The 21387-nt window shown below is 63.9% G+C and carries 21 protein-coding genes and 1 tRNA gene; 12 read left to right on the top strand and 10 right to left on the bottom strand.

From position 1 onward, the window contains the following. Positions 1 to 65 precede the first annotated feature (65 nt). A complete protein-coding gene (locus tag AWB80_RS26995; RefSeq protein WP_061177732.1) occupies positions 66 to 617 on the top strand; it encodes a hypoxanthine-guanine phosphoribosyltransferase in 552 nt (183 codons plus the stop codon). A gap of 43 nt (positions 618 to 660) precedes the next feature. Here the strand turns inward: AWB80_RS26995 and AWB80_RS26990 are convergent, their stop codons facing one another. Both AWB80_RS26990 and AWB80_RS26985 read right to left on the bottom strand, forming a co-directional pair. Next, a complete protein-coding gene (locus AWB80_RS26990; RefSeq protein WP_061177731.1) occupies positions 661 to 1260 on the bottom strand; it encodes a MarC family protein in 600 nt (199 codons plus the stop codon). Further along, positions 1260 to 2996 carry a proline--tRNA ligase gene (locus tag AWB80_RS26985; RefSeq protein WP_061177730.1) on the bottom strand — a complete coding sequence of 579 codons (1737 nt, stop codon included), beginning with the start codon at positions 2994 to 2996 and terminating at the stop codon, positions 1260 to 1262. Before AWB80_RS26985 ends, AWB80_RS26990 begins: the two co-directional genes overlap by 1 nt. A 260-nt stretch (positions 2997 to 3256) precedes the next feature. Here AWB80_RS26985 and AWB80_RS26980 point away from each other — a divergent pair, with 260 nt between their 5' ends. Both AWB80_RS26980 and AWB80_RS26975 read left to right on the top strand, forming a co-directional pair. After that, positions 3257 to 3907: an RNA pyrophosphohydrolase gene (locus AWB80_RS26980; protein WP_061177729.1), complete on the top strand. Its 651-nt coding sequence runs from the start codon at positions 3257 to 3259 to the stop codon at positions 3905 to 3907. A 144-nt stretch (positions 3908 to 4051) separates the two neighbouring features. Then, the gene (locus AWB80_RS26975) at positions 4052 to 4615 is read left to right on the top strand and encodes a CNP1-like family protein (protein ID WP_061177799.1); all 564 of its coding nucleotides are present in this window, start codon (positions 4052 to 4054) and stop codon (positions 4613 to 4615) included. Between the two features lie 69 nt (positions 4616 to 4684). Here the strand turns inward: AWB80_RS26975 and proB are convergent, their stop codons facing one another. The 4 genes from proB to rplU all read right to left on the bottom strand — a co-directional run bounded on the left by proB (position 4685) and on the right by rplU (position 7694). Next, positions 4685 to 5803: a glutamate 5-kinase gene (gene proB, locus AWB80_RS26970; RefSeq protein ID WP_061177728.1), complete on the bottom strand. Its 1119-nt coding sequence runs from the start codon at positions 5801 to 5803 to the stop codon at positions 4685 to 4687. Positions 5804 to 5829: 26 nt separating this feature from the next. Beyond that, positions 5830 to 6915 carry an Obg family GTPase CgtA gene (gene cgtA, locus AWB80_RS26965; RefSeq protein ID WP_061177727.1) on the bottom strand — a complete coding sequence of 362 codons (1086 nt, stop codon included), beginning with the start codon at positions 6913 to 6915 and terminating at the stop codon, positions 5830 to 5832. A 163-nt stretch (positions 6916 to 7078) separates the two neighbouring features. Beyond that, positions 7079 to 7339, bottom strand: a complete 261-nt coding sequence (gene rpmA / locus AWB80_RS26960) for a 50S ribosomal protein L27 (RefSeq protein WP_008342952.1) — start codon at positions 7337 to 7339, stop codon at positions 7079 to 7081. 43 nt (positions 7340 to 7382) lie between these two features. Further along, entirely contained in the window at positions 7383 to 7694 is a 312-nt protein-coding gene (gene rplU / locus AWB80_RS26955; RefSeq protein ID WP_035511298.1) for a 50S ribosomal protein L21, read from the bottom strand. Positions 7695 to 7951: 257 nt separating this feature from the next. Here rplU and AWB80_RS26950 point away from each other — a divergent pair, with 257 nt between their 5' ends. The 9 genes from AWB80_RS26950 (at position 7952) to AWB80_RS26910 (ending at position 15725) form a co-directional block, all read left to right on the top strand. Further along, complete coding sequence (locus tag AWB80_RS26950) at positions 7952 to 8944, top strand: polyprenyl synthetase family protein (protein ID WP_061177726.1); 993 nt, start codon at positions 7952 to 7954, stop codon at positions 8942 to 8944. Between the two features lie 40 nt (positions 8945 to 8984). Then, positions 8985 to 9061 (top strand) — tRNA-Pro (locus tag AWB80_RS26945). A 144-nt stretch (positions 9062 to 9205) separates the two neighbouring features. Then, entirely contained in the window at positions 9206 to 10492 is a 1287-nt protein-coding gene (locus tag AWB80_RS26940) for an HlyC/CorC family transporter (protein WP_061177725.1), read from the top strand. A gap of 74 nt (positions 10493 to 10566) precedes the next feature. After that, positions 10567 to 11784, top strand: coding sequence for a GspE/PulE family protein (locus AWB80_RS26935; RefSeq protein ID WP_061177798.1), 1218 nt, complete (start codon positions 10567 to 10569; stop codon positions 11782 to 11784). Continuing rightward, positions 11784 to 12980: a type II secretion system F family protein gene (locus AWB80_RS26930; protein WP_061177724.1), complete on the top strand. Its 1197-nt coding sequence runs from the start codon at positions 11784 to 11786 to the stop codon at positions 12978 to 12980. Before AWB80_RS26935 ends, AWB80_RS26930 begins: the two co-directional genes overlap by 1 nt. A gap of 31 nt (positions 12981 to 13011) precedes the next feature. Further along, on the top strand, positions 13012 to 13932 hold the full coding sequence (locus AWB80_RS26925) for a prepilin peptidase (RefSeq protein ID WP_061177723.1): 921 nt from the start codon (positions 13012 to 13014) through the stop codon (positions 13930 to 13932). Between the two features lie 17 nt (positions 13933 to 13949). Further along, positions 13950 to 14555 carry a dephospho-CoA kinase gene (coaE, locus tag AWB80_RS26920; protein WP_061177797.1) on the top strand — a complete coding sequence of 202 codons (606 nt, stop codon included), beginning with the start codon at positions 13950 to 13952 and terminating at the stop codon, positions 14553 to 14555. Positions 14556 to 14725: 170 nt separating this feature from the next. After that, a complete protein-coding gene (gene zapD, locus AWB80_RS26915; protein ID WP_061164498.1) occupies positions 14726 to 15481 on the top strand; it encodes a cell division protein ZapD in 756 nt (251 codons plus the stop codon). Between the two features lie 52 nt (positions 15482 to 15533). Further along, positions 15534 to 15725, top strand: coding sequence for a DNA gyrase inhibitor YacG (locus tag AWB80_RS26910; RefSeq protein WP_061177722.1), 192 nt, complete (start codon positions 15534 to 15536; stop codon positions 15723 to 15725). A gap of 13 nt (positions 15726 to 15738) precedes the next feature. Here AWB80_RS26910 and AWB80_RS26905 read toward each other — a convergent pair whose 3' ends face one another. The 4 genes from AWB80_RS26905 to secA all read right to left on the bottom strand — a co-directional run bounded on the left by AWB80_RS26905 (position 15739) and on the right by secA (position 21280). Next, a complete protein-coding gene (locus tag AWB80_RS26905) occupies positions 15739 to 16182 on the bottom strand; it encodes an NUDIX domain-containing protein (RefSeq protein WP_061177721.1) in 444 nt (147 codons plus the stop codon). Further along, positions 16179 to 17042: an ATP-binding protein gene (locus AWB80_RS26900; protein WP_061177720.1), complete on the bottom strand. Its 864-nt coding sequence runs from the start codon at positions 17040 to 17042 to the stop codon at positions 16179 to 16181. The genes AWB80_RS26905 and AWB80_RS26900 overlap by 4 nt, the downstream gene beginning before the upstream one ends. A 25-nt stretch (positions 17043 to 17067) precedes the next feature. Then, a complete protein-coding gene (gene argJ, locus AWB80_RS26895; protein ID WP_061177719.1) occupies positions 17068 to 18309 on the bottom strand; it encodes a bifunctional glutamate N-acetyltransferase/amino-acid acetyltransferase ArgJ in 1242 nt (413 codons plus the stop codon). A gap of 157 nt (positions 18310 to 18466) precedes the next feature. Next, positions 18467 to 21280, bottom strand: a complete 2814-nt coding sequence (secA, locus tag AWB80_RS26890) for a preprotein translocase subunit SecA (protein WP_061177796.1) — start codon at positions 21278 to 21280, stop codon at positions 18467 to 18469. Positions 21281 to 21387: the final 107 nt, after the last annotated feature.

The raw sequence follows: 21387 nt of genomic DNA, 5'->3' as shown, positions 1-21387 counted from the left end.
TATCATATGGCGCACGCCGCCGTTTTTTTCCACACTAAGAAGTCAGCCTCTCCCCCGCTTTCCCTATGAATCGCGAAGAAGCTCTCCATATTTTCAGCCACTCCGAAGAAATCGTGACGGCTGACGAAGTCAATGCATCGATCGGCAAGATGGCCACGGCCATCAAGGCGGCGACGCAAGACGACTTCCCGCTCGTGCTCTCGGTCATGGGGGGCGCGGCCGTATTCACCGGCATGCTGCTGCCGCATCTCGACTTCCCGCTCGAGTTCGATTACATCCACCTGACGCGCTATCGCAACGCCATCAAAGGCGGCAGCGAGATGCAGTGGCGCGTGGCGCCGGCGGAATCGGTGAAGGACCGCGTGGTGCTCGTGCTCGACGATATCCTCGACGAAGGCGAAACCATGGCGGCAATTCGCGATCGCATCATGGCGATGGGCGCGAAGACGTTTCTCTCGGCGGTGCTGTGCGAGAAGATCATCCCGAAGGCGAAGCCGCTGCGTCCGGATTTCTGTGGATTCGAGGTGCCGGATCGTTACGTGTTCGGCTGCGGGATGGATGCGAAGGGTTACTGGCGGAATTTGCCGACGATTCGCGCGCTGACCGAAGGCGCTTGAGCATTTTCCGGCGACATGAAAAAAGCGGCCTCGGCCGCTTTTTTCACAACTGATGCACGAAAGTGCGTATCCCCGTCAGTATCATCTCGACGGAAATCGCGACCAGCACCAGCCCCATCAAGCGCTCGAACGCCGTGACCGCGCGCTCGCCGAGCCAGTGCTGAATCTTTTCCGCAAGAATCAGCACGATCGCGCAGACGATCATCGTCACCGACAGCGCGCCGACCCATTCGAGCATCTTGCCCGGCGCCTGCGAGGTCAGCAGCATCACTGTCGCCAGCGCGGACGGCCCGGCCAGCGCGGGAATCGCGAGCGGCACGATCAGCGGCTCGCCGCCGCGCGCGTCGCCGCCCATCGCGCCATCGGGATGCGGGAAGATCATCCGCAGTGCGATCAGAAACAGCACGATCCCGCCGCCGATGCGCAACGACAAATCCGTCAGATTCATCGCGCGCAGGAAGCGGTCGCCCGCCAGCATGAACAGCAGCAGGATGCCGAACGCGATCGCCACTTCCCGCAGGATCACGACGCGGCGCCGCTCTTTCGCAACGCCGCGCAGCGCGTTGATGAAGATCGGAATGTTGCCGAGCGGATCGGTGATCAGCAGCAGCAGGATCGTCGCCGACAGGAAGTCGTACTGCATTACTTCCCGAGCGCCGCTCGCACCTTCGCTGTCACCGCGCCGGCGGCTTCATCGACCGGCAGCAGCGTGGCTTCGGTATCGCGGCGGCCCTGATATTCCAGCTTGCCTTCCTTCAGCCCGCGATCGCCGATCACGATGCGATGCGGCACGCCGATCAGTTCCCAGTCCGCGAACATCACGCCCGGACGCTCGCCGCGATCGTCGAGGATCACGTCGATGCCCGCTTCCTGCAGCGTCGCGTAGAGCTTGTCGGCCTGCTCGCGCACCGCGTCGCTGCGGTCGTAGCCCATCGGGCAGATCACGACCTCGAACGGCGCGATGGCTTCCGGCCAGATGATGCCGCGGTCGTCGAAATTCTGTTCGATCGCCGCGCCCAGCACGCGGGTCACGCCGATGCCGTAGCAGCCCATCTGCATCCGCGCGGGCTTGCCGTTTTCGTCGAGGAAGGTCGCGCCCATCGAATCGGAGTACTTCGTGCCGAGCTGAAACACGTGGCCCACTTCGATGCCACGGCAGATTTCGAGCGTCCCCTTGCCGTCCGGCGACGGATCGCCCGCGACGACATTGCGGATGTCCGCGACTTCCGGCTCGGGCAGATCGCGGCCCCAGTTCACGCCGGTCGTGTGGTAATCGACCTCGTTCGTGCCGACGACGAAATCGCTCATGTTCGCGACCGTGCGGTCCGCGATCACGCGCACCGGCTTCTTCGTGCCGATCGGGCCGAGATAGCCCGGCGGCGTGCCGAACCATTCGATGATCTCGGCTTCCGACGCAAAGCGATAACCCGCGAGGCCCGGCAGCTTGCCGGTCTTGATGTCGTTGAGCGAGTGATCGCCACGCAGCATCAGCAGCCAGATGGTGGGCTCGGCGCCTTCGTTCTCCGTTGCCAGCACGATCGACTTGATGGTCTTTTCAAGCGGAATGTTCAGAAGCTGCGCGACGGCCTCGCATTTCGCGGCGCCCGGCGTCGGCGTCTTCTTCAGTTCCTCGGTGGGCGCGGCGCGTTGCGCGATGAGCGGCAGCGCGTCCGCGGCTTCGACGTTCGCGGCGAAGTCCGAGTCCGGGCAATACGCGATGTCGTCCTCGCCGGTATCGGCAATGACGTGAAACTCGTGCGAGCCGCTGCCGCCGATCGAACCGTTGTCCGCCGCGACCGCGCGGAACTCCAGGCCGATGCGCGTGAAGATGCGCACGTAGGCTTCGTACATCTTGCGATACGACTCGGCGAGGCCGTCGCGGTCCTTATCGAAGGAATAGGCGTCCTTCATGATGAACTCACGGCCGCGCATCACGCCGAAGCGCGGACGGATCTCGTCGCGGAACTTGGTTTGAATCTGATAGAAATTCACCGGCAACTGGCGATAGCTCTTGATATCGCGGCGCGCGATGTCGGTGACGACTTCCTCGTGCGTCGGGCCCATCACGAAATCGCGCTCGTGGCGATCCTTGAAGCGCAGCAGTTCCGGACCGTATTGCTCCCAGCGGCCCGACTCCTGCCACAGTTCGGCGGGCTGCACGGCAGGCATCAGCAGTTCGAGCGCGCCCGCGCGGTTCATCTCTTCGCGCACGATGGCTTCGACCTTGCGCACCGAGCGCAGGCCGATCGGCATGTAATCGTAGATGCCGCCCGCGACGCGGCGGATCATGCCGGCGCGCATCATCAGCTTGTGGCTGACGATCTCGGCGTCGGCGGGAGCTTCTTTCAGGGTGCCGATGAAGAAACGGGATGCTTTCATTCAAATTTTCCAAAAGCGTCGCGCGCTTCGGAGCCGTTGTGGCGCCGGAGCAGGCGTATCGAAGGTGAACGACGGAAACGGTCTACGGCTTTCGCAGGGAAGAAGATTTTGCCGCCTTCCGCATGGTCTGGCAAAGCGTCCTGCACCCGGCTCGGCAAACGTGCCCCGCATTCGGCTTCGTGCCGCGGGTTCGAACCGATGCGCGGGCTCCGTTAACTGTTTATAATCAAAGCAATTTTAAAGGATTTGAAGGTGGCTGTATGCTGGATCGTGAAGGCTTTCGCCCGAACGTCGGCATCATCCTCTTGAACGCGCGCAACGAAGTGTTTTGGGGCAAGCGGCTGCGTGAACATTCCTGGCAGTTTCCGCAAGGGGGCATCAAATACGGTGAGACCCCTGTGCAAGCGATGTATCGGGAGTTACACGAAGAAACCGGTCTGCTTCCGGAGCATGTGAAAGTTGTCGGTCGCACGCGCGACTGGCTGCGTTATGAGGTGCCGGACAAGTTCATCAAGCGCGAGGTGCGCGGACATTATCGCGGTCAGAAACAAATCTGGTTTCTGCTGCGCATGGTGGGACGCGATTGCGACATCTGCCTGCGTGCGACGGACCATCCGGAGTTCGATGCCTGGCGCTGGAACGAGTATTGGGTGCCGCTTGATGCGGTCATCGAGTTCAAGCGCGACGTTTATCAAATGGCTCTCACCGAGCTGTCCCGGTTCCTGCGGCGAACCAACTCCCGCGCCGAGCGCGGCGAGCGAGCCGCGCATCATGGACTACGCTATCCACGCGTGGTCCAGACGATGACGATCGAAGCACCTGCTGTTACTGCCTCCGGCGCGGCGGTTCAGGCAGAATGCACGGTCAGCGAAGAAGTGCATGTGATCGCGCACCGCTCATCGTGCGACTGATCATCGCGGTTCCTCGCACACGTCGATACTCAGCACGACTTCGATCGATGGCACGGCGATTCACTCGCCGTGCCATTTCGCTTTGTTCCGCCGGGCGGGCGCATCGAGCCCCGCGCGCATGTTTCCGGGAAGATCCAATTGAAAGTGAATGCCTCACTCGCGGTAATCGCGGCATCTGCGGCAGCGCTTGCCGTGCTCGCCGGCTGCTCCAGCAATAAAACCCCGTCCACCCAGGACGACGGCGTGTTCACCTATCTGCTCGACCGCAAGCCGAACTGGACCGAGGAGAAGATCGAGACGCTGCCGCCTCTGCCGCAAGCATCGAATCTGCTGGCGTTCAATGTTTCGCAGAACACGCCGCTCACTTTCGCCGTCGACAAGTCCTCGCTCACGGTCGGCAAGGACGGCGTCGTGCGCTATGTGGTCGTCGTGACGAGTCCGGCGGGCGCGCGCAACGTCAACTATGAAGGCATTCGTTGCGACACCTACGAATGGCGCCGCTACGCGAGCATCAACGACGATCAGAACGGCTGGGATCAGGGTTCCGCGTTCGACTTCAAGCGCATCGAGAACGGCGAGTTGAACGCGTATCAGGCGGCGCTCTATCAGGACTACTTCTGCGCGAGCAAGCTGACTGTCGGCACGGCGGCGCAGATCGTCAACAACATCCAGTACAAGCGCACGCAAAGCTCGATCAACCTGCGCTGAACGCGGCTCTGGTCGTGAAAAAGCCCGCTGGCCTTGCGGCCCGGCGGGCTTCTTTTTTTCGACGACGGCTCAGACGAGCACGAGATTGTCGCGATGAATCAGTTCGGGCTCCAGCATATAGCCGAGCACGATTTCGATCTCGCCGCTGGGCCGCCGATGGATCAGGCGCGCTTCGGAACTGCTGTAGTTCGTGATGCCGCGCGCGACCTCCTGCCCTTGAGCGTCGACGCACGCGATGACTTCGCCGCGAGCGAACGCGCCCTTCACGTCGATCACGCCGATCGGCAACAGGCTCTTGCCGTCAGCCGTGAGCTTGCGCACCGCGCCGTCATCGATCACGACGTGCCCGCGCACCTGCAAATGATCCGCCATCCACTGCTTGCGCGCCGCGATACGCGCGGTGCGCGCGATGAGCTGCGTGCCGATCATTTCGCCCGATGCGAGACGCGTGAGCACGTCGGCTTCGCGGCCGCTCGCGATCACCGTGTTCGCGCCGCTGTGCGCCGCGCGCTTCGCCGCGAGAATCTTGGTCAGCATGCCGCCGCGTCCGAGGCTCGAGCCCGCGCCGCCCGCCATCCGTTCGAGTTCGGGCGTGCCGGCGTCGGCCTGTTCGACGAGCGTCGCGTTCGGATCCTTGCGCGGATCGGCGGTGAAGAGACCGCGCTGATCGGTGAGGATAACGAGCGCATCGCCTTCGATCAGATTGGCGACGAGCGCGCCGAGCGTGTCGTTGTCGCCGAACTTGATTTCGTCGGTGATGACGGTGTCGTTCTCGTTGATGATCGGCACCGCGCCCAGGCGCAACAGCGTGAGCAGCGTCGAGCGCGCGTTCAGATAGCGCTCGCGATCCGCGAGATCAGCGTGTGTAAGCAGAATCTGCGCGGTGCGGATGCCGTGCGCGCCGAAGCTGCTCTCGTAGACCTGCGCGAGGCCCATCTGGCCGACGGCGGCGGCCGCCTGCAATTCGTCGATCTCGCGCGGCCGCTTGGTCCAGCCGAGCCGGTGGATGCCTTCCGCGATCGCGCCCGAACTCACGAGCACGACTTCCTTGCCCTGCTCGCGCAGCGCCGCGATCTGCGCCGCCCAGCGAGAGATTGCCGCATGGTCGAGCCCGCGCCCGTCGTTGGTGACGAGGCTGGACCCTACTTTCACTACGATTCGCTTCGCAGCGGCGATGACCGAACGCATCGTGCGCTTTCTCCTCGTGGTTGCGTTTATTCCTTCGCTGCGTCGTCGCGGAAACGCACGTCGGCGGCGAGATCTTCCGCCTCCGCCGCGCGCGATGCGTCCGAATGCTGCGAGATGTAGTCGTAGATCGCGTACGTGAGCGCCTCGCAGCCCTGGCCCGTCAGCGCCGAAATCTCGTAGACCGGACCGTCCCACTCGAAACGCTCGACGAAATCGGCGATACGCGTTTCGCGCTCGTCCTCAGGCACCATGTCCAGCTTGTTCAGCACGAGCCAGCGCGGCTTGTCGTAAAGCGACTCGTCGTACTTGCGCAGTTCGTTGACGATCGCTTTCGCTTCGGCGACCGGATCGACGTTTTCGTCGAACGGGGCCATGTCGACGAGATGCAGCAGCACGCCGGTGCGCTGCAAGTGACGCAGAAAGCGATGCCCGAGCCCCGCGCCTTCCGCCGCGCCTTCGATCAGGCCGGGGATGTCCGCGATCACGAAGCTCTTGCTAGGCCCGACGCGCACCACGCCGAGATTCGGCGCAAGCGTCGTGAACGGATAATCCGCGATCTTCGGGCGCGCGTTCGACACCGACGAGATGAACGTGGATTTGCCCGCGTTCGGCATGCCGAGCAGACCGACATCGGCGAGCACTTTCAGTTCGAGCTTGAGCATGTTGCGCTCGCCCGGCTTGCCGTCGGTTTTCTGACGCGGCGCGCGGTTCGTGCTCGACTTGAAATGCAGGTTGCCGAGGCCGCCCGCGCCGCCCTGCGCGATCAACACTTGCTGATTGTGTTCGGTCAGATCGGCGATGATCTCGCCCGTTTCCTGATCCGAAATGATGGTGCCGACCGGCATGCGCAGCGTGATGTCGTCGCCGCCCTTGCCGTAGCAGTCCGCGCCGCGGCCGTTCTCGCCGTTGCGCGCCTGATGCTTCTTGGAAAACCGATAGTCGATCAGCGTGTTGATATTGCGATCGCCGATCGCGTAGACGCTGCCGCCGCGGCCGCCGTCGCCGCCGTCCGGCCCGCCGAATGGGACGAACTTTTCGCGGCGCATCGACGCGCTGCCATCTCCTCCGTCGCCGGCGATGACTTCAATCTTCGCTTCGTCAATGAACTTCATGCGTTGCTCCGTCCCGTGTATTTGCAGCTATTTTGCCGTGACCCGGCGTTGCCGGTCACCGATATCTCTGAATTCCGCCGATGCGCGTTCCCCGCGCACCAACGAAAAAGGCCCCGCGAACTTCGCGGGGCCTTTTTTCGGTCCTGAAGCCCGTGCGTAAAATTTACGCTGCCGGGACGACGACGACCGTGTGCTTCTTCGCAGCGCCCTTGGTCACGAACTTGACGTGACCGTCGGCGAGCGCGAACAGCGTGTGATCCTTGCCGATGCCGACATTCTCACCCGGGTGCATGCGCGTGCCGCGTTGGCGAACGATGATGCCGCCTGCGTTGATTGCCTGGCCGCCGTACACCTTCACGCCGAGGCGTTTCGACTCGGAGTCGCGGCCGTTGCGGGAAGACCCGCCTGCTTTTTTGTGTGCCATTTGATTAGCTCCTTAACCGATATCTGTGCGGAACGATCACGCCTTAGGCGTTGATCGCGTCGATGCGCAGTTCGGTGTAGTTCTGGCGATGGCCAGCGTGCTTTTGGTAGTGCTTCCGGCGGCGCATCTTGAAGATGGTCACTTTCTTGTGACGACCTTGCGACACGACGGTAGCCTTGACGGAAGCCCCACCCACCAGCGGCGTACCGAACTTAATCGATTCGCCTTCGCCTACTGCGAGAACCTGGTCGAGCGTGATTTCAGCGTCAATGTCTGCCGGTATCTGTTCTACTTTCAATTTTTCGCCAACGGCAACCTTATACTGCTTGCCGCCGGTTTTTATGACCGCGTACATTGAGAACCTCACTCAGAATTCTTTTTCCACGCACCACGCGGGGAAAACACGCGATTATACATAGGGTTACGCTCGACGTCAAAGTGCGTCGACGTTTCCCGCACGCCCGGCGCGAGCGCGCGATCCGCAGGCAAACCCCGGCGAAACGCAGCGAATCCTGTCCGAATTTCGCGCACGTCGCGCGAATCGGCACAGCCGAAACCCCGTCGTCTGTCGGATTCGCCTTATAATCCGCCGGATTACCTTTCCTGCCGAACATGTCGTCCACCGCCACTTCCCCTCCCAACGCCGCCGCGCTGCTCGCCCCGATCGCCGAGGACATGCAGCACGTCAATCGTGTCATCCGGCAGCGCCTGGCATCAGAAGTGATGCTGATCAACCAGATTTCGGAGTACATCATCGGCGCGGGCGGCAAGCGGCTGCGTCCGGCGCTGCTGCTGCTGGTCTCCGGCGCACTGGGCGACACGACCGGACATCGCCATGAACTGGCCGCCGTGGTGGAGTTCATCCACACGGCGACGCTGCTGCACGACGACGTCGTCGACGAATCCGACCTGCGGCGCGGCCGCAAGACGGCGAACGCGCTGTTCGGCAACGCGGCGAGCGTGCTGGTCGGCGACTTCCTGTATTCGCGCTCGTTCGAGATGATGGTGAGCGTCGGCAAAATGCGCGTGATGGAGATTCTTTCGGTCGCGACCAACGTCATTTCCGAAGGCGAAGTGCTGCAGTTGCTCAACATGCACGACCCGGACGTCGACGAAGCGCGCTACATGCAGGTGATCCGCTACAAGACCGCGAAACTGTTCGAGGCGGCCGCGCAACTGGGCGCGGTGCTGTCGGGCGCGGATGCGCGCACCGAAGCGGCTGCGGCGGAGTTCGGCCGGCGCATCGGCACGGCCTTCCAGATCATGGACGACTGGCTCGACTACACCGGCACGCCCGAATCGATGGGCAAGAACGCCGGCGACGACCTGCGCGAAGGCAAACCCACCCTTCCGCTCATCTTTCTGATGGAGCACGGCACGCCGGAACAGGCGGCGCTCGCACGCGAGGCCATCGAGCAAGGCGGCACGGATCGCTTCGACACGATCTTCCACGCGATCACGAAGTCCGGCGCGCTCGACCACACGCTGGAGTGCGCGCGCAAGGAAGCTCAGGCGGCGGCGAATGCGATTTCTGCATTTCCCCCTTCCATCTACAAAGAGAGCCTGCTAGAATTATGTTCTTACTCGACGTCACGGCAGTCTTGAACGAGACTGAAACAGCGTAAGAGTCCAAGTTGGTCGAATTCGGGGTGTAGCTTAGCCTGGTAGAGCGCTACGTTCGGGACGTAGAGGCCGGAGGTTCGAATCCTCTCACCCCGACCAGAATTGCAAAAACCCGCATGGTCCGCCATGCGGGTTTTTTATTTCCGGCGCACGAAACCGCGTACGCTGACCAAAAGGCCGAGGGCGGGCATGCCCGCCCGTCTGTTATATTGCCTCCCATCTCCGCCCCTACTCGATCACCGCGTGGACAACCTTCCCTTATGGGCGCAAATTTGCGCCATTTTTCTGCTTCTCTTCCTTTCCGGCTTCTTCTCGATCTCCGAAACATCGATGATGGCGCTCAATCGCCATCGGCTGAAATATCTGGCGAGCCAGGGATCGCTGCGCGCCCGTACGACGCAAGGGCTGCTCGGAAAAACCGACCAGCTTCTTTCCGTGATCCTGATCGGCAACAACCTGATCAACACGATCATTCCGGTGCTCACCACGTCGATCGCGCTGCGCACGTTCGGCCATAACAACCTCGTCCTGTCGGTCACCACCGGCGTCATCGCGTTTCTGATCATCGTGTTCGCGGAGATCGCGCCGAAGATCGTCGGCGCGACCTATCCCGAGAAAGTGGCGCTGCCCGCGAGCCTCGTGCTCGCGCCGCTCATGCGCATCGCGCGGCCGCTGATCTGGTTCGTCAATCTGTTCGCCAACGCGATTCTCGCGGCGCTGCACATCAATACGAAAAACAAGCGCGATCAGCGCATTTCGCCGGAAGAACTGCGCACCATCGTGCTGGAAACCGGCAGCTTCATGCCGACCAAACACCGCAGCATCCTGCTCAATCTGTTCGATCTGGAGAACATCACCGTCGATGACGTGATGATTCCGCGCCGACGCATCGAAGCGCTCGACTTCGAAGCTCCTTTCGAGCAGATCCTGCATCAGCTCGAGACCTGTTATCACAACAAGCTCGTGGTGTTTCAGGGCGATATCGATCGCGTGATGGGCATCCTGCATGTGCGCAAGACGCTGTCGGCGCTGCATAACCAGGAACTCGAACGCGAGACGCTGCGCGAACTGCTCACCGAGCCGTACTTCGTGCCGGCCGGCACGCCCGTCTTCCAGCAACTGCAGTACTTCCAGGAAAGCGGCCATCGCATCGCGATCGTGGTCGACGAGTACGGCGAGTTGCAGGGGCTCGTCACACCCGAGGACATCATCGAGGAACTGATCGGCGAGTTCACGACGACGATTCCGCGCGGCGCCGGTTCGCGCGGCGGCTGGAACGAGAACGGCGAGTGCATCGTGGCGGGCAGCATGCCGCTGCGCGAGCTGAACCGCTGGCTGCATCTGACGTTGCCGACGGACGGCCCGAAAACGCTCAACGGCCTGATTCTCGAAACGCTCGAAGACATTCCGGACGGCGACGTGTCGATCCGCATCGCGGACGTGACCTTCGAAGTCATGCGCAGCGACGATCAGGCGATCCGCACCGTGAAGATTTTCCGCCCGCTCGGGCCGCAGCGCGCGCTGCGTTAGCCATTCGGACGACTGGGCGTCGGCGGTTGCGGGGGAGATGATCGGGTCATCTCGACTCCGACCGCACGATGCCCATGATTGCTCCCTCCCGCGACGCATTCGACACTTTCGCGCGCCCGGCGCGCTCCGCCGATCCAGCGCTCGAAGCCGCATCCGAAAACGAAACGCCCGCCGTTTCGCTCCTCGCCGATACCCTGCGCGAAGCCGCCGAACGCGGCGCATCCGATATTCACGTCGAGCCTTCCGAGCACGACTGGCGCATCCGCCTGCGCGTCGACGGCGCGTTGCATGTGCTCAGGCGTCCGCCGCCCCATTTGCGCGACGCGTTCGTCACGCGCATCAAGGTGCTGGCGCGCATGGATATCGCCGAGCGGCGCGTGCCGCAGGACGGCCGCTTGCGGCTGAATCTGCCGGGCGGGAAAGTCGGCGACTATCGCGTGAATTCGCTGCCGACGCTCTTCGGCGAAAAGCTCGTGCTGCGTCGACTCGACGCGCTGCCGCCCGATCTGTCGCTCGCCGCGCTCGGTCTCGACGACGCGCAAGGCCGCACGGTCGAATCGGCGATTCGCGCGCCGCACGGTCTCGTGCTCGTGACGGGCCCGACCGGCAGCGGCAAAACCTTGTCACTCTATTGCTTCCTGCAGATGCTCAACGCCGAAGCGCGCAACGTGTGCTCCGTCGAAGATCCGGTCGAGATTCAGCTTGCAGGCATCAATCAGGTCAGCGTGCGCGAGAAGGCCGGGCTGACCTTCGCCGTGGCGCTGCGCGCGTTCATGCGCCAGGACCCCGACGTCATCATGGTCGGCGAGATTCGCGACGCGCAAACCGCGGACGTCGCGGTGAAGGCCGCGCAGACCGGACACCTCGTGCTCTCGACCTTGCACACGAACGACGCGCCCGCCGCGATCGCGCGGCTCATCGATATCGGAGTCGCGCCTTATAACCTCGCGTCGGCGCTCAGGCTCGTCACCGCGCAACGGCTCGTGCGCAAGCTGTGCGAGCACTGCCGCGCGCCATCGGCGCTGCCGCTCGAGGACGGCTTTCATCCGTTCGAGGCGCGCGGCTGTCCGGCGTGCCATGGCATCGGCTATCGCGGGCGCGTCGGCGTGCATCAGGTGATGCCGGTCTCCGACGAGATACGCGAGCTGATCGTCTCGCGCGCGGCGACGCACGCGATCGCGCGCACCGCGCAGACGCAAGGCATGCCCGCACTGCGCGATGCGGCTTTCGCGCGCGTACGTGAGGGCGTGACGAGCGTCGCCGAGGCGGCCGAAGCGACGGAGATCGAGTGATGGCAATCGAGATGCGCTTCGCGTGGCGCGGCCTGGATGCCGAAGGCCGGCAAAAGCGCGGAAAGATCATCGCAACCGACGCGGTTTCGGCGCGTGCGACGCTGCGGCGCGAAGGCGTCATCGTCACTTGGCTCGAAGCGCTCGGCGCCGCGCCGCCGCCCAAGGCGAAGGCCGGCGAAGTCACGCTGTTCACGCGTCAGCTTGCCGGCCTGCTGCGCGCGGGCCTGCCGCTCGCGGGCGCGCTCGAATTGCTGGCCGGCAGCGCGACGGGCGGCGGATTGCCGCGCATCGTGCGCGCTCTTGCACGCGATATCACGCGCGGCGTGCCGTTCTCGGCGGCGCTCGCGCAGCATCCCGCGGCATTCGGCGCGTTGTATTGCCAGTTGATCGCGGTCGGCGAAGTGGCGGGCGCGTTGGCGTCCGTGCTCGCCCGTCTCGCCGACGATCGCGAGCGCGCCGCGTCGCAGCGGGCCCGATTGCGCGCCGCCCTCACCTATCCGGTCATGGTTCTGCTGCTTTCCCTCGCGATCACGGCGGGTTTGCTGATCGGTGTCGTGCCGACCTTCAAGACGATCTTCGACGGCTTCGGCGCCGCGCTGCCCGCGCCCACGCGTTTCGTGCTCGCGCTCTCGGACGGCGTCGCGAATATCGGCGTGCCTTTCGTCGTGGCGTGCGCGTGTGCGGTGCTCGTCGTGTCGCGCTGGATCAGGCGCTCGCCCGCTGCGCGCGAGTCCGCCGACCGCCTGGCGCTGCGTCTGCCGCTCGCGGGCAGGCTGCTGCGCGCGCTGGCCGTGGCGCGCTGGAGCCGCGCGCTCGGCACGCTGCTGGCCGCCGGCACGCCGCTGTCGGACGCGTTCGACTCGCTCGCGCACGCCACCGGCAACCGCGTGTTCGACCGCGCGACCGTCGATATCGCCGCGCGCCTGCGCAACGGCGAACGCCTCGCGGCCGCGATGCGCGCCAGCGGATGCTTTCCGCAAGACGTGGTGCAGCCGATCGCGGTCGCCGAGGAATCGGGCTCGCTCGACGCGATGCTGCTCGATCTCGCCACCCTCGCGGATCGTCAAGTGGACGAGCGTCTCGGCGCGTTCGCGAGCCTGTGCGAGCCGATCGTCATCACCGTGCTCGGCGCGCTGGTGGGCGGACTCGTCATCGCGATGTATCTTCCTATCATTCAGCTCGGCAACGTGGTGTAGCATCGCGGGCCAAAGCAACCGTTCGTTCATCATGCAGCCTTCGTTCGATCCGTCCACCGCGCACTTCGCGGACCGCTATGCGGCCGCGTTCGCCATGCTTCCCGTCGCCATGCAGTACGGCTTCGTCGTCGTGTTCGGCCTCGTGATCGGCAGCTTTCTGAGCGTCGTCGTGCATCGGCTGCCGGTCATGCTCGAACGCGCGTGGCGCGCCGAAGTCGATGCGGCGCTCCCCGATGCGCCCGATTCGCTGAAATCCGCCGCCGATTCCTATCCCGCGCGCTTCAACCTCGCCGTGCCGCGCAGCGCCTGTCCGCATTGCAAGCATGTGCTGCGCGCGTGGGAGAACATTCCCGTCGTCAGTTATCTCGCCTTGCGTGGGCGCTGCTCGGCATGCGGCGCGCGTGTGAGCCCGCGCTATCCGTTGATCGAACTCGCGACCGGCGCGCTCGCGGCGCTCTCGCTCTACGCCTTCGGTCCCGACTGGCCCGCGCTCGCTGCGTTCGGACTGTGCGCGACCTTGCTCGCCGCAGGACTCATCGACTACGACACGCGCTATCTTCCCGATGTGCTGACGCTGCCGCTGCTGTGGGCGGGGCTGATCGTCAACTTCGGCGAAGGCGGATTCGCGACGCTGCACGATGCCGTCACCGGCGCGATCGCGGGCTATCTTTTCCTGTGGTGCGTGTACTGGCTCTTCAAGCTCGTACGCGGCGTGGAAGGCATGGGATATGGCGACTTCAAGCTGCTCGCCGCAATCGGCGCGTGGCTCGGCTGGGCGGCGCTGGCGCAAGTGGTGCTCATCGCGGCCGTCGCGGGCGCGGCGTTCGGGATCGTCGCGACGTGGCGCAAACACATGCGTTTCGAAGAGCCGCTGCCGTTCGGGCCGTTTCTCGCAGCGGGCGGCGCCGTCACGCTGTTCGCCGGCACGCCGCTTTACGCATTGTTCGGATGAACGAAGGAGCGCAACGGATGTTCAGCATTGGTCTCACCGGCGGCATCGGCAGCGGCAAGAGCACGGTCGCGGATCTGTTCGCGCAGCGCGGCGTGCCGTTGATCGACACGGACCTGATCGCGCATCGGATTACCGCGCCGGGCGGTGTCGCGATGCCGCTCATCGCGAGCGAGTTCGGTGACGATTTCGTCGCCGCCGACGGCTCCCTCGATCGCGCCAGGATGCGCACGCTGGTTTTCGCCGACGACACCGCGAAAGCCCGTCTCGAAGGCATCGTGCATCCGCTGATTCGCGCCGAAACGGAGCGCCAGCGGCACGGGGCGTCGGGCGCGTATCACATCGTCGTCGTGCCGCTGCTCGTGGAGTCCGGCGAATGGGCGAGCCGCGTGTCGCGCGTGCTGGTCGTGGATTGTCCCGTCGAGACGCAGATCGCGCGTGTCATGCGGCGCAACGGCTTCACGCGTGAACAGGTGCTTGCGATCATCGCGAAGCAGGCGTCTCGCGAAGCGCGCGTCGCGGCAGCGGACGATATCGTCGTCAACGATGAAACCGCCACGCTCGAATCACTCGCGCAGCAGGTCGACGCACTGCACGCGCGTTATGTGTCGCTCGCATCCGTCTGACGCAACGCAATCGCCTGAGTTTGCCAAATCGACGAAAAGTTCCCGGATTTGCGGTGAAACCGGCAGCTTGACGCGCGAATATGCCCCGATTTGCTAGGGTGAGGATGCGGCATTAGAATGTGCTCACTTCCGCTCAAGGAAGCAACCGACCCACGCCGAGGCGAGCGCGCTTGATCCTTTACGAGTATCCCTTCAACGAGCGAATCCGGACGCTGCTGCGCCTCGAAGACCTGTTCGAGCGCTTCACGTTCTTTCTGACTCAGGAAGACGCGCGGGAACATCACGTCGCGCTCACGACACTCTTCGAGATCGCCGAAGTCGCTGGCCGCACGGATCTCAAGGCCGACCTCATGAAGGAACTGGAGCGGCAGCGGCAGACGCTGGCGCCGTTCCGCGGCAATCCGGGCATCGAGCAGGAAGCGCTCGAAGCCGTGCTCGGCGAAATCGAGCAGACGCTCACCGGGCTCACCGACATGCACGGCAAGACCGGCCAGCATCTCGCCGACAACGAGTGGCTCGCGAGCATTCGCAGCCGCACGATCATCCCCGGCGGAACGTGCAAGTTCGATCTGCCGTCGTACTATGCCTGGCAGCAGTTGCCGGTCGAGGAGCGGCGTCAGGACATTGCGAAGTGGGTCATGCCGATGCTCGCGCTGCGCGACGCGGCGGCCATCGTGTTGCGGCTCGCGCGCGAATCCGGTCAGGCGTCGAAAGTCATGGCGATGCAGGGCAGCTATCAGCAGATGCTATCGGGCCGCACGTATCAGCTGATGCAGGTGCGCGTTTCGCCCGACACACGCGTGATTCCGGAAGCGAGCGCGAACAAGTACATGCTGTGGGTGCGCTTCACGGTGCAGGATGGCGATCTGAAGCCGCGCGCCGTCGATGTCGATGTGCCCTTTCATCTGACGCTTTGCAGCCTTTGAATCGAATCGGCATGTCGATCGAAGCCTGCGCGATATTTCACGCCTTACCGTTATGAGCACTGTCGTCAAATGCCCGACCTGCGACAAAGACGTTCGCTGGGTTCCGGAAAACCGTTTTCGCCCGTTCTGCTCGGAGCGCTGCAAGCAAATCGATCTCGGCGCGTGGGCGACCGAGAAGTACAAGATCGCGGGCAATTCGCAGGAAACGCCGCCTGACGACGATACGCGCGGCGGCCTGAACTGAGCCGTCTCCGGCTCTATTCGCGCTCTTCCTCTTCGAGCCATTCGAGAATCGGAATGGCTGCGGGCAGCAAGGGCTCGACGTCGACCGGCAGCGTCTGCCACGCGATCGCCTGACCTTCGCGCCCGCGCGGCGTGCCCTGCCAGTCCGTCACCTTGCAGAAAAAAAGACGCACGTACGCGTGCGGATAGTCATGCTCCAGCGTGCGCCAGAGCTGGCACGCGGTGACGTCGATGCCCAACTCTTCGTGCAGTTCGCGTCCCAGCGCCGCCTCGACGCTCTCGCCCGCTTCGAGTTTGCCGCCGGGGAATTCCCAGTAACCTTCATACGGTTTGCCTTCGGGGCGCTGCGCGAGCAGATAGCGTCCGTCGTGCTGCACCATCACGCCGACGGCAACTTCGGTCACCTTGCGTCCATCGGGCGCAAGGTCTTTCTGCGAGCTGGTGTTCGACTCGCTCATTGCTTGCGTCCCGACCAGTCGCGCGCGAATTGCCATGCGACGCGCCCCGAGCGCGAGCCGCGCTCCAGCGCCCACACGAGCGCATCGCCGCGCGCGCTTTCGACTTCCGCTTCATCGCAGCCGAAATGCTTCAGCCAGTGACCGACGATCGAAAGATAGTCGTCCTGCTTGAACGGATAGAAGCTGACCCACAGACCGAAGCGCTCGGACAGCGAGATCTTCTCCTCGACCACTTCGCCCGGATGAATCTCGCCGTCGGACGTGTGTTTGTACGTCTCGTTGTCGCTCATGTATTCGGGCAACAGATGGCGGCGGTTCGACGTCGCGTAGATCAGCACATTGTCCGATTGCGCCGCGACCGAACCATCGAGCGCCACCTTCAGCGCCTTGTAGCCCGACTCGCCTTCCTCGAACGACAGATCGTCGCAGAACACGATGAAACGTTCGGGCCGCGCCGAAATCAGGTCGACGATATCGCCGAGATCGTGCAGATCGTCCTTGTCGACTTCGATGAGACGCAGGCCGTCCTTCGCATGCGCATTCAGGCACGCCTTGATCAGCGACGACTTGCCCGTTCCGCGCGCCCCCGTCAGCAGCACGTTGTTCGCCGGCAGCTTCTTCACGAACTGCTGCGTGTTCTGCTCGATCAGGCCTTTCTGGCGATCGATGTTCTGCAGATCATCGAGCGTGATCTGCGAAATGGCCGGCACGGGTTGCAAGAATCCGCGCCCCTGACGCTTGCGCCAGCGAAACGCCACCGCCGATGCCCAGTCGATATCCGGCGCCGCGGGCGGCAACATGCCTTCGATGCGCGCGAGGACCGCCTCGGCGCGCGTGAGAAATTGTTCGAGCTTGTCCATATGGGTATCGATGCGCGCCGCTGGTTCAGGAACGGTAGTCGGCGTTGATGCTCACGTAATCATGCGAGAGGTCGCACGTCCAGATCGTCGCTTGTGCGTCGCCGCGTCCGAGCAGCACGCGAATCGCGATCTCGCTCTTCTTCATCACGCGCTGGCCGTCTTCTTCCTTGTACTCGGGATTGCGTCCGCCCGCTTTCGCGACGAGCACGTCATCGAGATAGAGATCGATCTTGCCGACGTCGAGATCCGTCACGCCCGCATAGCCGATCGCCGCGAGAATGCGGCCGAGGTTCGGATCGGAGGCGTAGAAGGCCGTCTTGACGAGCGGCGAATGGCCGATCGCGTAGGCGATCTGACGGCATTCCGCCGCGTCCTTGCCGGCTTCCACCGTGATCGTCATGAACTTGGTCGCGCCTTCTCCATCGCGCACGATGAGTTGCGCGAGCGCCTGCGCGACTTCCGTCACGGCATCGCGCAGCGCGGCGTACGCGGGCAAATCCGTCGACGTGATCGCGGGCAGGCTCGACTTGCCCGACGCGATCAGGATGAACGAATCGTTGGTCGACGTATCGCCGTCGATGGTGATGCAGTTGAACGAGCGATCCGCGACATGCTTCACGAGCTGATCCAGCACCGGCTGCGCGACGGTGGCATCGAAGGCGAGGAAGCCGAGCATCGTCGCCATGTTCGGCTTGATCATGCCCGCGCCCTTGCTGATGCCCGACAGCGTGACGACGTGTCCGTCGATCGTCACCTGACGCGACACCGCCTTCGGCAGCGTGTCGGTGGTCATGATGGCTTGCGCGGCGTCGAACCAGTGCGCGGCCTTCTGGTTCGCGAGCGCGGCGGGCAGACCGGCCTTCAGGCGATCGATCGGCAGCGGCTCCAGAATCACGCCGGTCGAAAACGGCAGGATCTGCTGCGCATCGAGACCTTCGAGGCGCGCCAGTTCCGCGCACGTCGCGCGCGCGTGCGACAGGCCCGGCTCGCCGGTACCGGCGTTCGCATTGCCGGTGTTCACGACGAGCGCGCGAATGCCCTTGCCGCCCTTGCTGACAGCCGCGAGATGCTCGCGACACACGGTGACGGGCGCGGCGCAAAAGCGATTCTGCGTGAACACGCCCGCGACGCTCGCGCCTTCATCGACGCGAATGACGAGCACGTCCTTGCGATTGGGCTTGCGGATATTCGCCTCGGCCCAGCCTAGCGTGACGCCGGCGACGGGATGAAGCGCTGCGGGATCGATCGAGGGAAAGTTGACGGCCATGTTCGCGTCTCGCTGAAGGTGGCGAGTGCCGGTTTATCGGACCGGCACGCTTTGGAAGACTGACGCCCGCTCCGATCTTCGAGGCCGGCGCCGTGAATAGAGACCTGCAAAGACAAACGACGCATCGCTGCGTCGCTTGGATCTGGTCGACAGCCGATTAAGCCAGCTTGCCGTGACAGTTTTTGTACTTCTTGCCGCTGCCGCACGGGCACGGATCGTTGCGGCCGACCTTCGGCACGTCGTCCGAGGGACGGGTCGCGACGCTGATGTCGTCGCCGGCGGACATCGCCTGGCTGACCATCTGCGCCGTTGCGCTCGCCGCCGCTGCGGCCGGCGTCGGCTCGGCGGCCGGCGCGTTGAAGTCCGCGTGCGTGAACGATACGTTCTCGAGATGGCTACCCTTCTCTTCGTACTGCTCGGCGGCCTCTTCGAGTTGTTCCGGCGACTGAATCTGCACGTTCATCACGACGCGCGTGACTTCCTGCTTCACGGCGTCGAGCATCGCGGCGAAGAGTTCGAACGCCTCGCGCTTGTATTCCTGCTTGGGGTTCTTCTGCGCATAGCCGCGCAGATGGATGCCCTGACGCAGATGATCGAGCGCGGCGAGATGCTCGCGCCAGCGGCTGTCGAGCGTCTGCAGCATGATCGAGCGTTCGAACGCGCTGAACGATTCGCGGCCCACCAGCGTGACCTTTGCTTCGTACGCTTCGTCGGCGGCGGAGAGCACGGCTTCGCAGATCTCTTCGGCGTCGATCGAGTTGGACTCGTTGATCATCTCCTGCACGGCGAGGTCGAGCGACCATTCGTTGCGCAGCACTTCTTCCAGCTCCGGCGCTTCCCACTGCTCTTCGATGCTGCCCGCCGGCACGAACGTGCGCACCACGTCGCCGATCACGCTCTGGCGCATCGCGGCGATGGTTTCCTGCACGTCGTTCGCTTCGAGCAGTTCGTTGCGCTGCTGATAGATCACCTTGCGCTGATCGTTGGAGACGTCGTCGTATTCGAGCAGCTGCTTGCGGATATCGAAGTTGCGCGCTTCGACCTTGCGCTGCGCGCCTTCGATCGAACGCGTGACCATGCCTGCTTCGATCGGCTCGCCTTCCGGCATCTTCAGGCGATCCATGATCGCGCGCACGCGGTCGCCCGCGAAAATGCGCAGCAGCGGATCATCCAGCGACAGATAGAAGCGCGACGAACCCGGATCGCCCTGACGGCCCGCGCGGCCGCGCAACTGGTTGTCGATACGGCGCGACTCGTGACGCTCGGTGCCGATGATATGCAGACCGCCGGCGGCCTTCACGTGATCGTGCAGCGCCTGCCATTCGTCGTGCAGCTTCTGGATGCGCGCGGCTTTTTCGTTCTCGGGAATCGACAGATCCGCTTCGATGAACGACGCCTGCTTCTCGACGTTGCCGCCGAGCACGATGTCCGTGCCGCGGCCGGCCATGTTCGTCGCGATGGTGACGGCGGCCGGACGGCCCGCTTCGGCGACGATCGCCGCTTCGCGCGCGTGCTGCTTCGCGTTGAGCACTTCGTGCTTCACGCCCGTCTGCGCGAGCAGGCCGGACAGCAACTCGGACGCTTCGATCGATGTCGTGCCGACCAGCGTCGGCTGACCGCGTTCGACGCAATCGCGGATGTCGCGAATCACCGCGTCGTAACGCTCCTTCGACGACTTGTAGATCTGGTCCTGCTTGTCGACGCGCTTCGGCGGACGGTTGGTCGGAATCACGACGGTTTCGAGGCCGTAGATTTCCTGGAATTCGTACGCTTCCGTGTCCGCCGTGCCGGTCATGCCGGACAGCTTCGCGTACATGCGGAAGTAGTTCTGCAGCGTGATGGACGCGAGCGTCTGGTTCTCGGCCTGAATCTGGACGTGTTCCTTCGCTTCGACGGCCTGATGCAGACCGTCCGACCAGCGGCGGCCGGTCATCATGCGGCCCGTGAATTCATCGACGATCACGACTTCGCCGTTCTGCACCACGTAATGCTGGTCGCGCAGGAAGAGCGTATGCGCGCGCAACGCGGCATAGATGTGATGCATCAGCGTGATGTTCTGCGGCGCGTAAAGGCTTTCGCCCTCGCCGATCAGACCCCACTCGGCGAGCAGGCGCTCGGCCTTTTCGTGGCCCGATTCCGTCAGGAACACCTGGCGCGCTTTTTCGTCGAGCGTGTAGTCGCCGGGCTTCTCGACGCCGGTGCCATCCGCCTTTTCCTCGCCGATCTGCTGTTCGAGCAACGGCGGCAGCGCGTTCATGCGCACGTAGAGATCGGTGTGATCTTCCGCCTGGCCGGAGATGATGAGCGGCGTGCGCGCCTCGTCGATGAGGATCGAGTCCACTTCGTCGACGATCGCGAAATTGAGCGGCCGCTGCACACGCGCGTTGGTCTCGTAGACCATGTTGTCGCGCAGGTAGTCGAAGCCGAATTCGTTGTTCGTGCCGTAGGTGATGTCCGCGCCGTACGCTTCCTGCTTCTGCGAGTGCTCCATCTGCGACAGATTCACGCCGCACGAGAGCCCGAGGAAGTTGTATAGGCGCGCCATCCATTCGGCGTCGCGCTGGGCGAGGTAATCGTTCACCGTCACGACGTGCACGCCGCGGCCCGACAACGCGTTCAGATACGCCGCGAGCGTCGCGACGAGCGTCTTGCCCTCGCCGGTACGCATTTCAGCGATCTTGCCGTAGTGCAGGACCATGCCGCCAATCAGCTGGACGTCGAAGTGGCGCATCTTCAGGACGCGCTTGCTCGCTTCGCGACAGACGGCGAACGCTTCGGGCAGGATCACGTCGAGCGATTCGCCGCCCGCCACACGCTGGCGGAACTCATCGGTCTTGGCGCGCAGCTGGTCGTCCGAGTACTTCTCGACGGTCGGCTCGAGGGCATTGATCGCCGCAACGGTCTTTTGATATTGCTTGACCAGCCGCTGATTGCGGCTGCCAAAAATCTTCTGAAGGAAACCGGTCGTCATCGGATCAGTGTCTGCGTCGCGGCTTCGGACGGGCGGCAGCATCGAGCTGCGTCCGGCCTCGGGGAACCTCGGCGACTTAAGTCCATAAGGTGAAATTCGAATCGGGA

It is taken from the genome of Caballeronia pedi (assembly GCF_001544915.2).
Classification (GTDB): domain Bacteria; phylum Pseudomonadota; class Gammaproteobacteria; order Burkholderiales; family Burkholderiaceae; genus Caballeronia; species Caballeronia pedi.
Note: the sequence above shows the minus strand (reverse complement) of the source record. Positions and strands in the feature narration are given on the sequence as shown.

Excerpts from the sequence above, each read along its gene's own strand:
- AWB80_RS26990 (WP_061177731.1), bottom strand. The coding sequence starts at position 1,260 with ATGCAGTACGACTTCCTGTCGGCGACGATCCTGCTGCTGCTGATCACC.
- argJ (WP_061177719.1), bottom strand. The coding sequence starts at position 18,309 with ATGGCCGTCAACTTTCCCTCGATCGATCCCGCAGCGCTTCATCCCGTC.
- AWB80_RS26930 (WP_061177724.1), top strand. The coding sequence starts at position 11,784 with ATGGCAATCGAGATGCGCTTCGCGTGGCGCGGCCTGGATGCCGAAGGC.
- proB (WP_061177728.1), bottom strand. The coding sequence starts at position 5,803 with ATGCGTTCGGTCATCGCCGCTGCGAAGCGAATCGTAGTGAAAGTAGGG.
- AWB80_RS26900 (WP_061177720.1), bottom strand. The coding sequence starts at position 17,042 with ATGGACAAGCTCGAACAATTTCTCACGCGCGCCGAGGCGGTCCTCGCG.
- coaE (WP_061177797.1), top strand. The coding sequence starts at position 13,950 with ATGTTCAGCATTGGTCTCACCGGCGGCATCGGCAGCGGCAAGAGCACG.
- rplU (WP_035511298.1), bottom strand. The coding sequence starts at position 7,694 with ATGTACGCGGTCATAAAAACCGGCGGCAAGCAGTATAAGGTTGCCGTT.
- AWB80_RS26905 (WP_061177721.1), bottom strand. The coding sequence starts at position 16,182 with ATGAGCGAGTCGAACACCAGCTCGCAGAAAGACCTTGCGCCCGATGGA.
- AWB80_RS26925 (WP_061177723.1), top strand. The coding sequence starts at position 13,012 with ATGCAGCCTTCGTTCGATCCGTCCACCGCGCACTTCGCGGACCGCTAT.
- AWB80_RS26910 (WP_061177722.1), top strand. The coding sequence starts at position 15,534 with ATGAGCACTGTCGTCAAATGCCCGACCTGCGACAAAGACGTTCGCTGG.
- AWB80_RS26950 (WP_061177726.1), top strand. The coding sequence starts at position 7,952 with ATGTCGTCCACCGCCACTTCCCCTCCCAACGCCGCCGCGCTGCTCGCC.
- cgtA (WP_061177727.1), bottom strand. The coding sequence starts at position 6,915 with ATGAAGTTCATTGACGAAGCGAAGATTGAAGTCATCGCCGGCGACGGA.
- AWB80_RS26935 (WP_061177798.1), top strand. The coding sequence starts at position 10,567 with ATGATTGCTCCCTCCCGCGACGCATTCGACACTTTCGCGCGCCCGGCG.
- AWB80_RS26980 (WP_061177729.1), top strand. The coding sequence starts at position 3,257 with ATGCTGGATCGTGAAGGCTTTCGCCCGAACGTCGGCATCATCCTCTTG.
- AWB80_RS26985 (WP_061177730.1), bottom strand. The coding sequence starts at position 2,996 with ATGAAAGCATCCCGTTTCTTCATCGGCACCCTGAAAGAAGCTCCCGCC.
- AWB80_RS26995 (WP_061177732.1), top strand. The coding sequence starts at position 66 with ATGAATCGCGAAGAAGCTCTCCATATTTTCAGCCACTCCGAAGAAATC.
- secA (WP_061177796.1), bottom strand. The coding sequence starts at position 21,280 with ATGACGACCGGTTTCCTTCAGAAGATTTTTGGCAGCCGCAATCAGCGG.
- rpmA (WP_008342952.1), bottom strand. The coding sequence starts at position 7,339 with ATGGCACACAAAAAAGCAGGCGGGTCTTCCCGCAACGGCCGCGACTCC.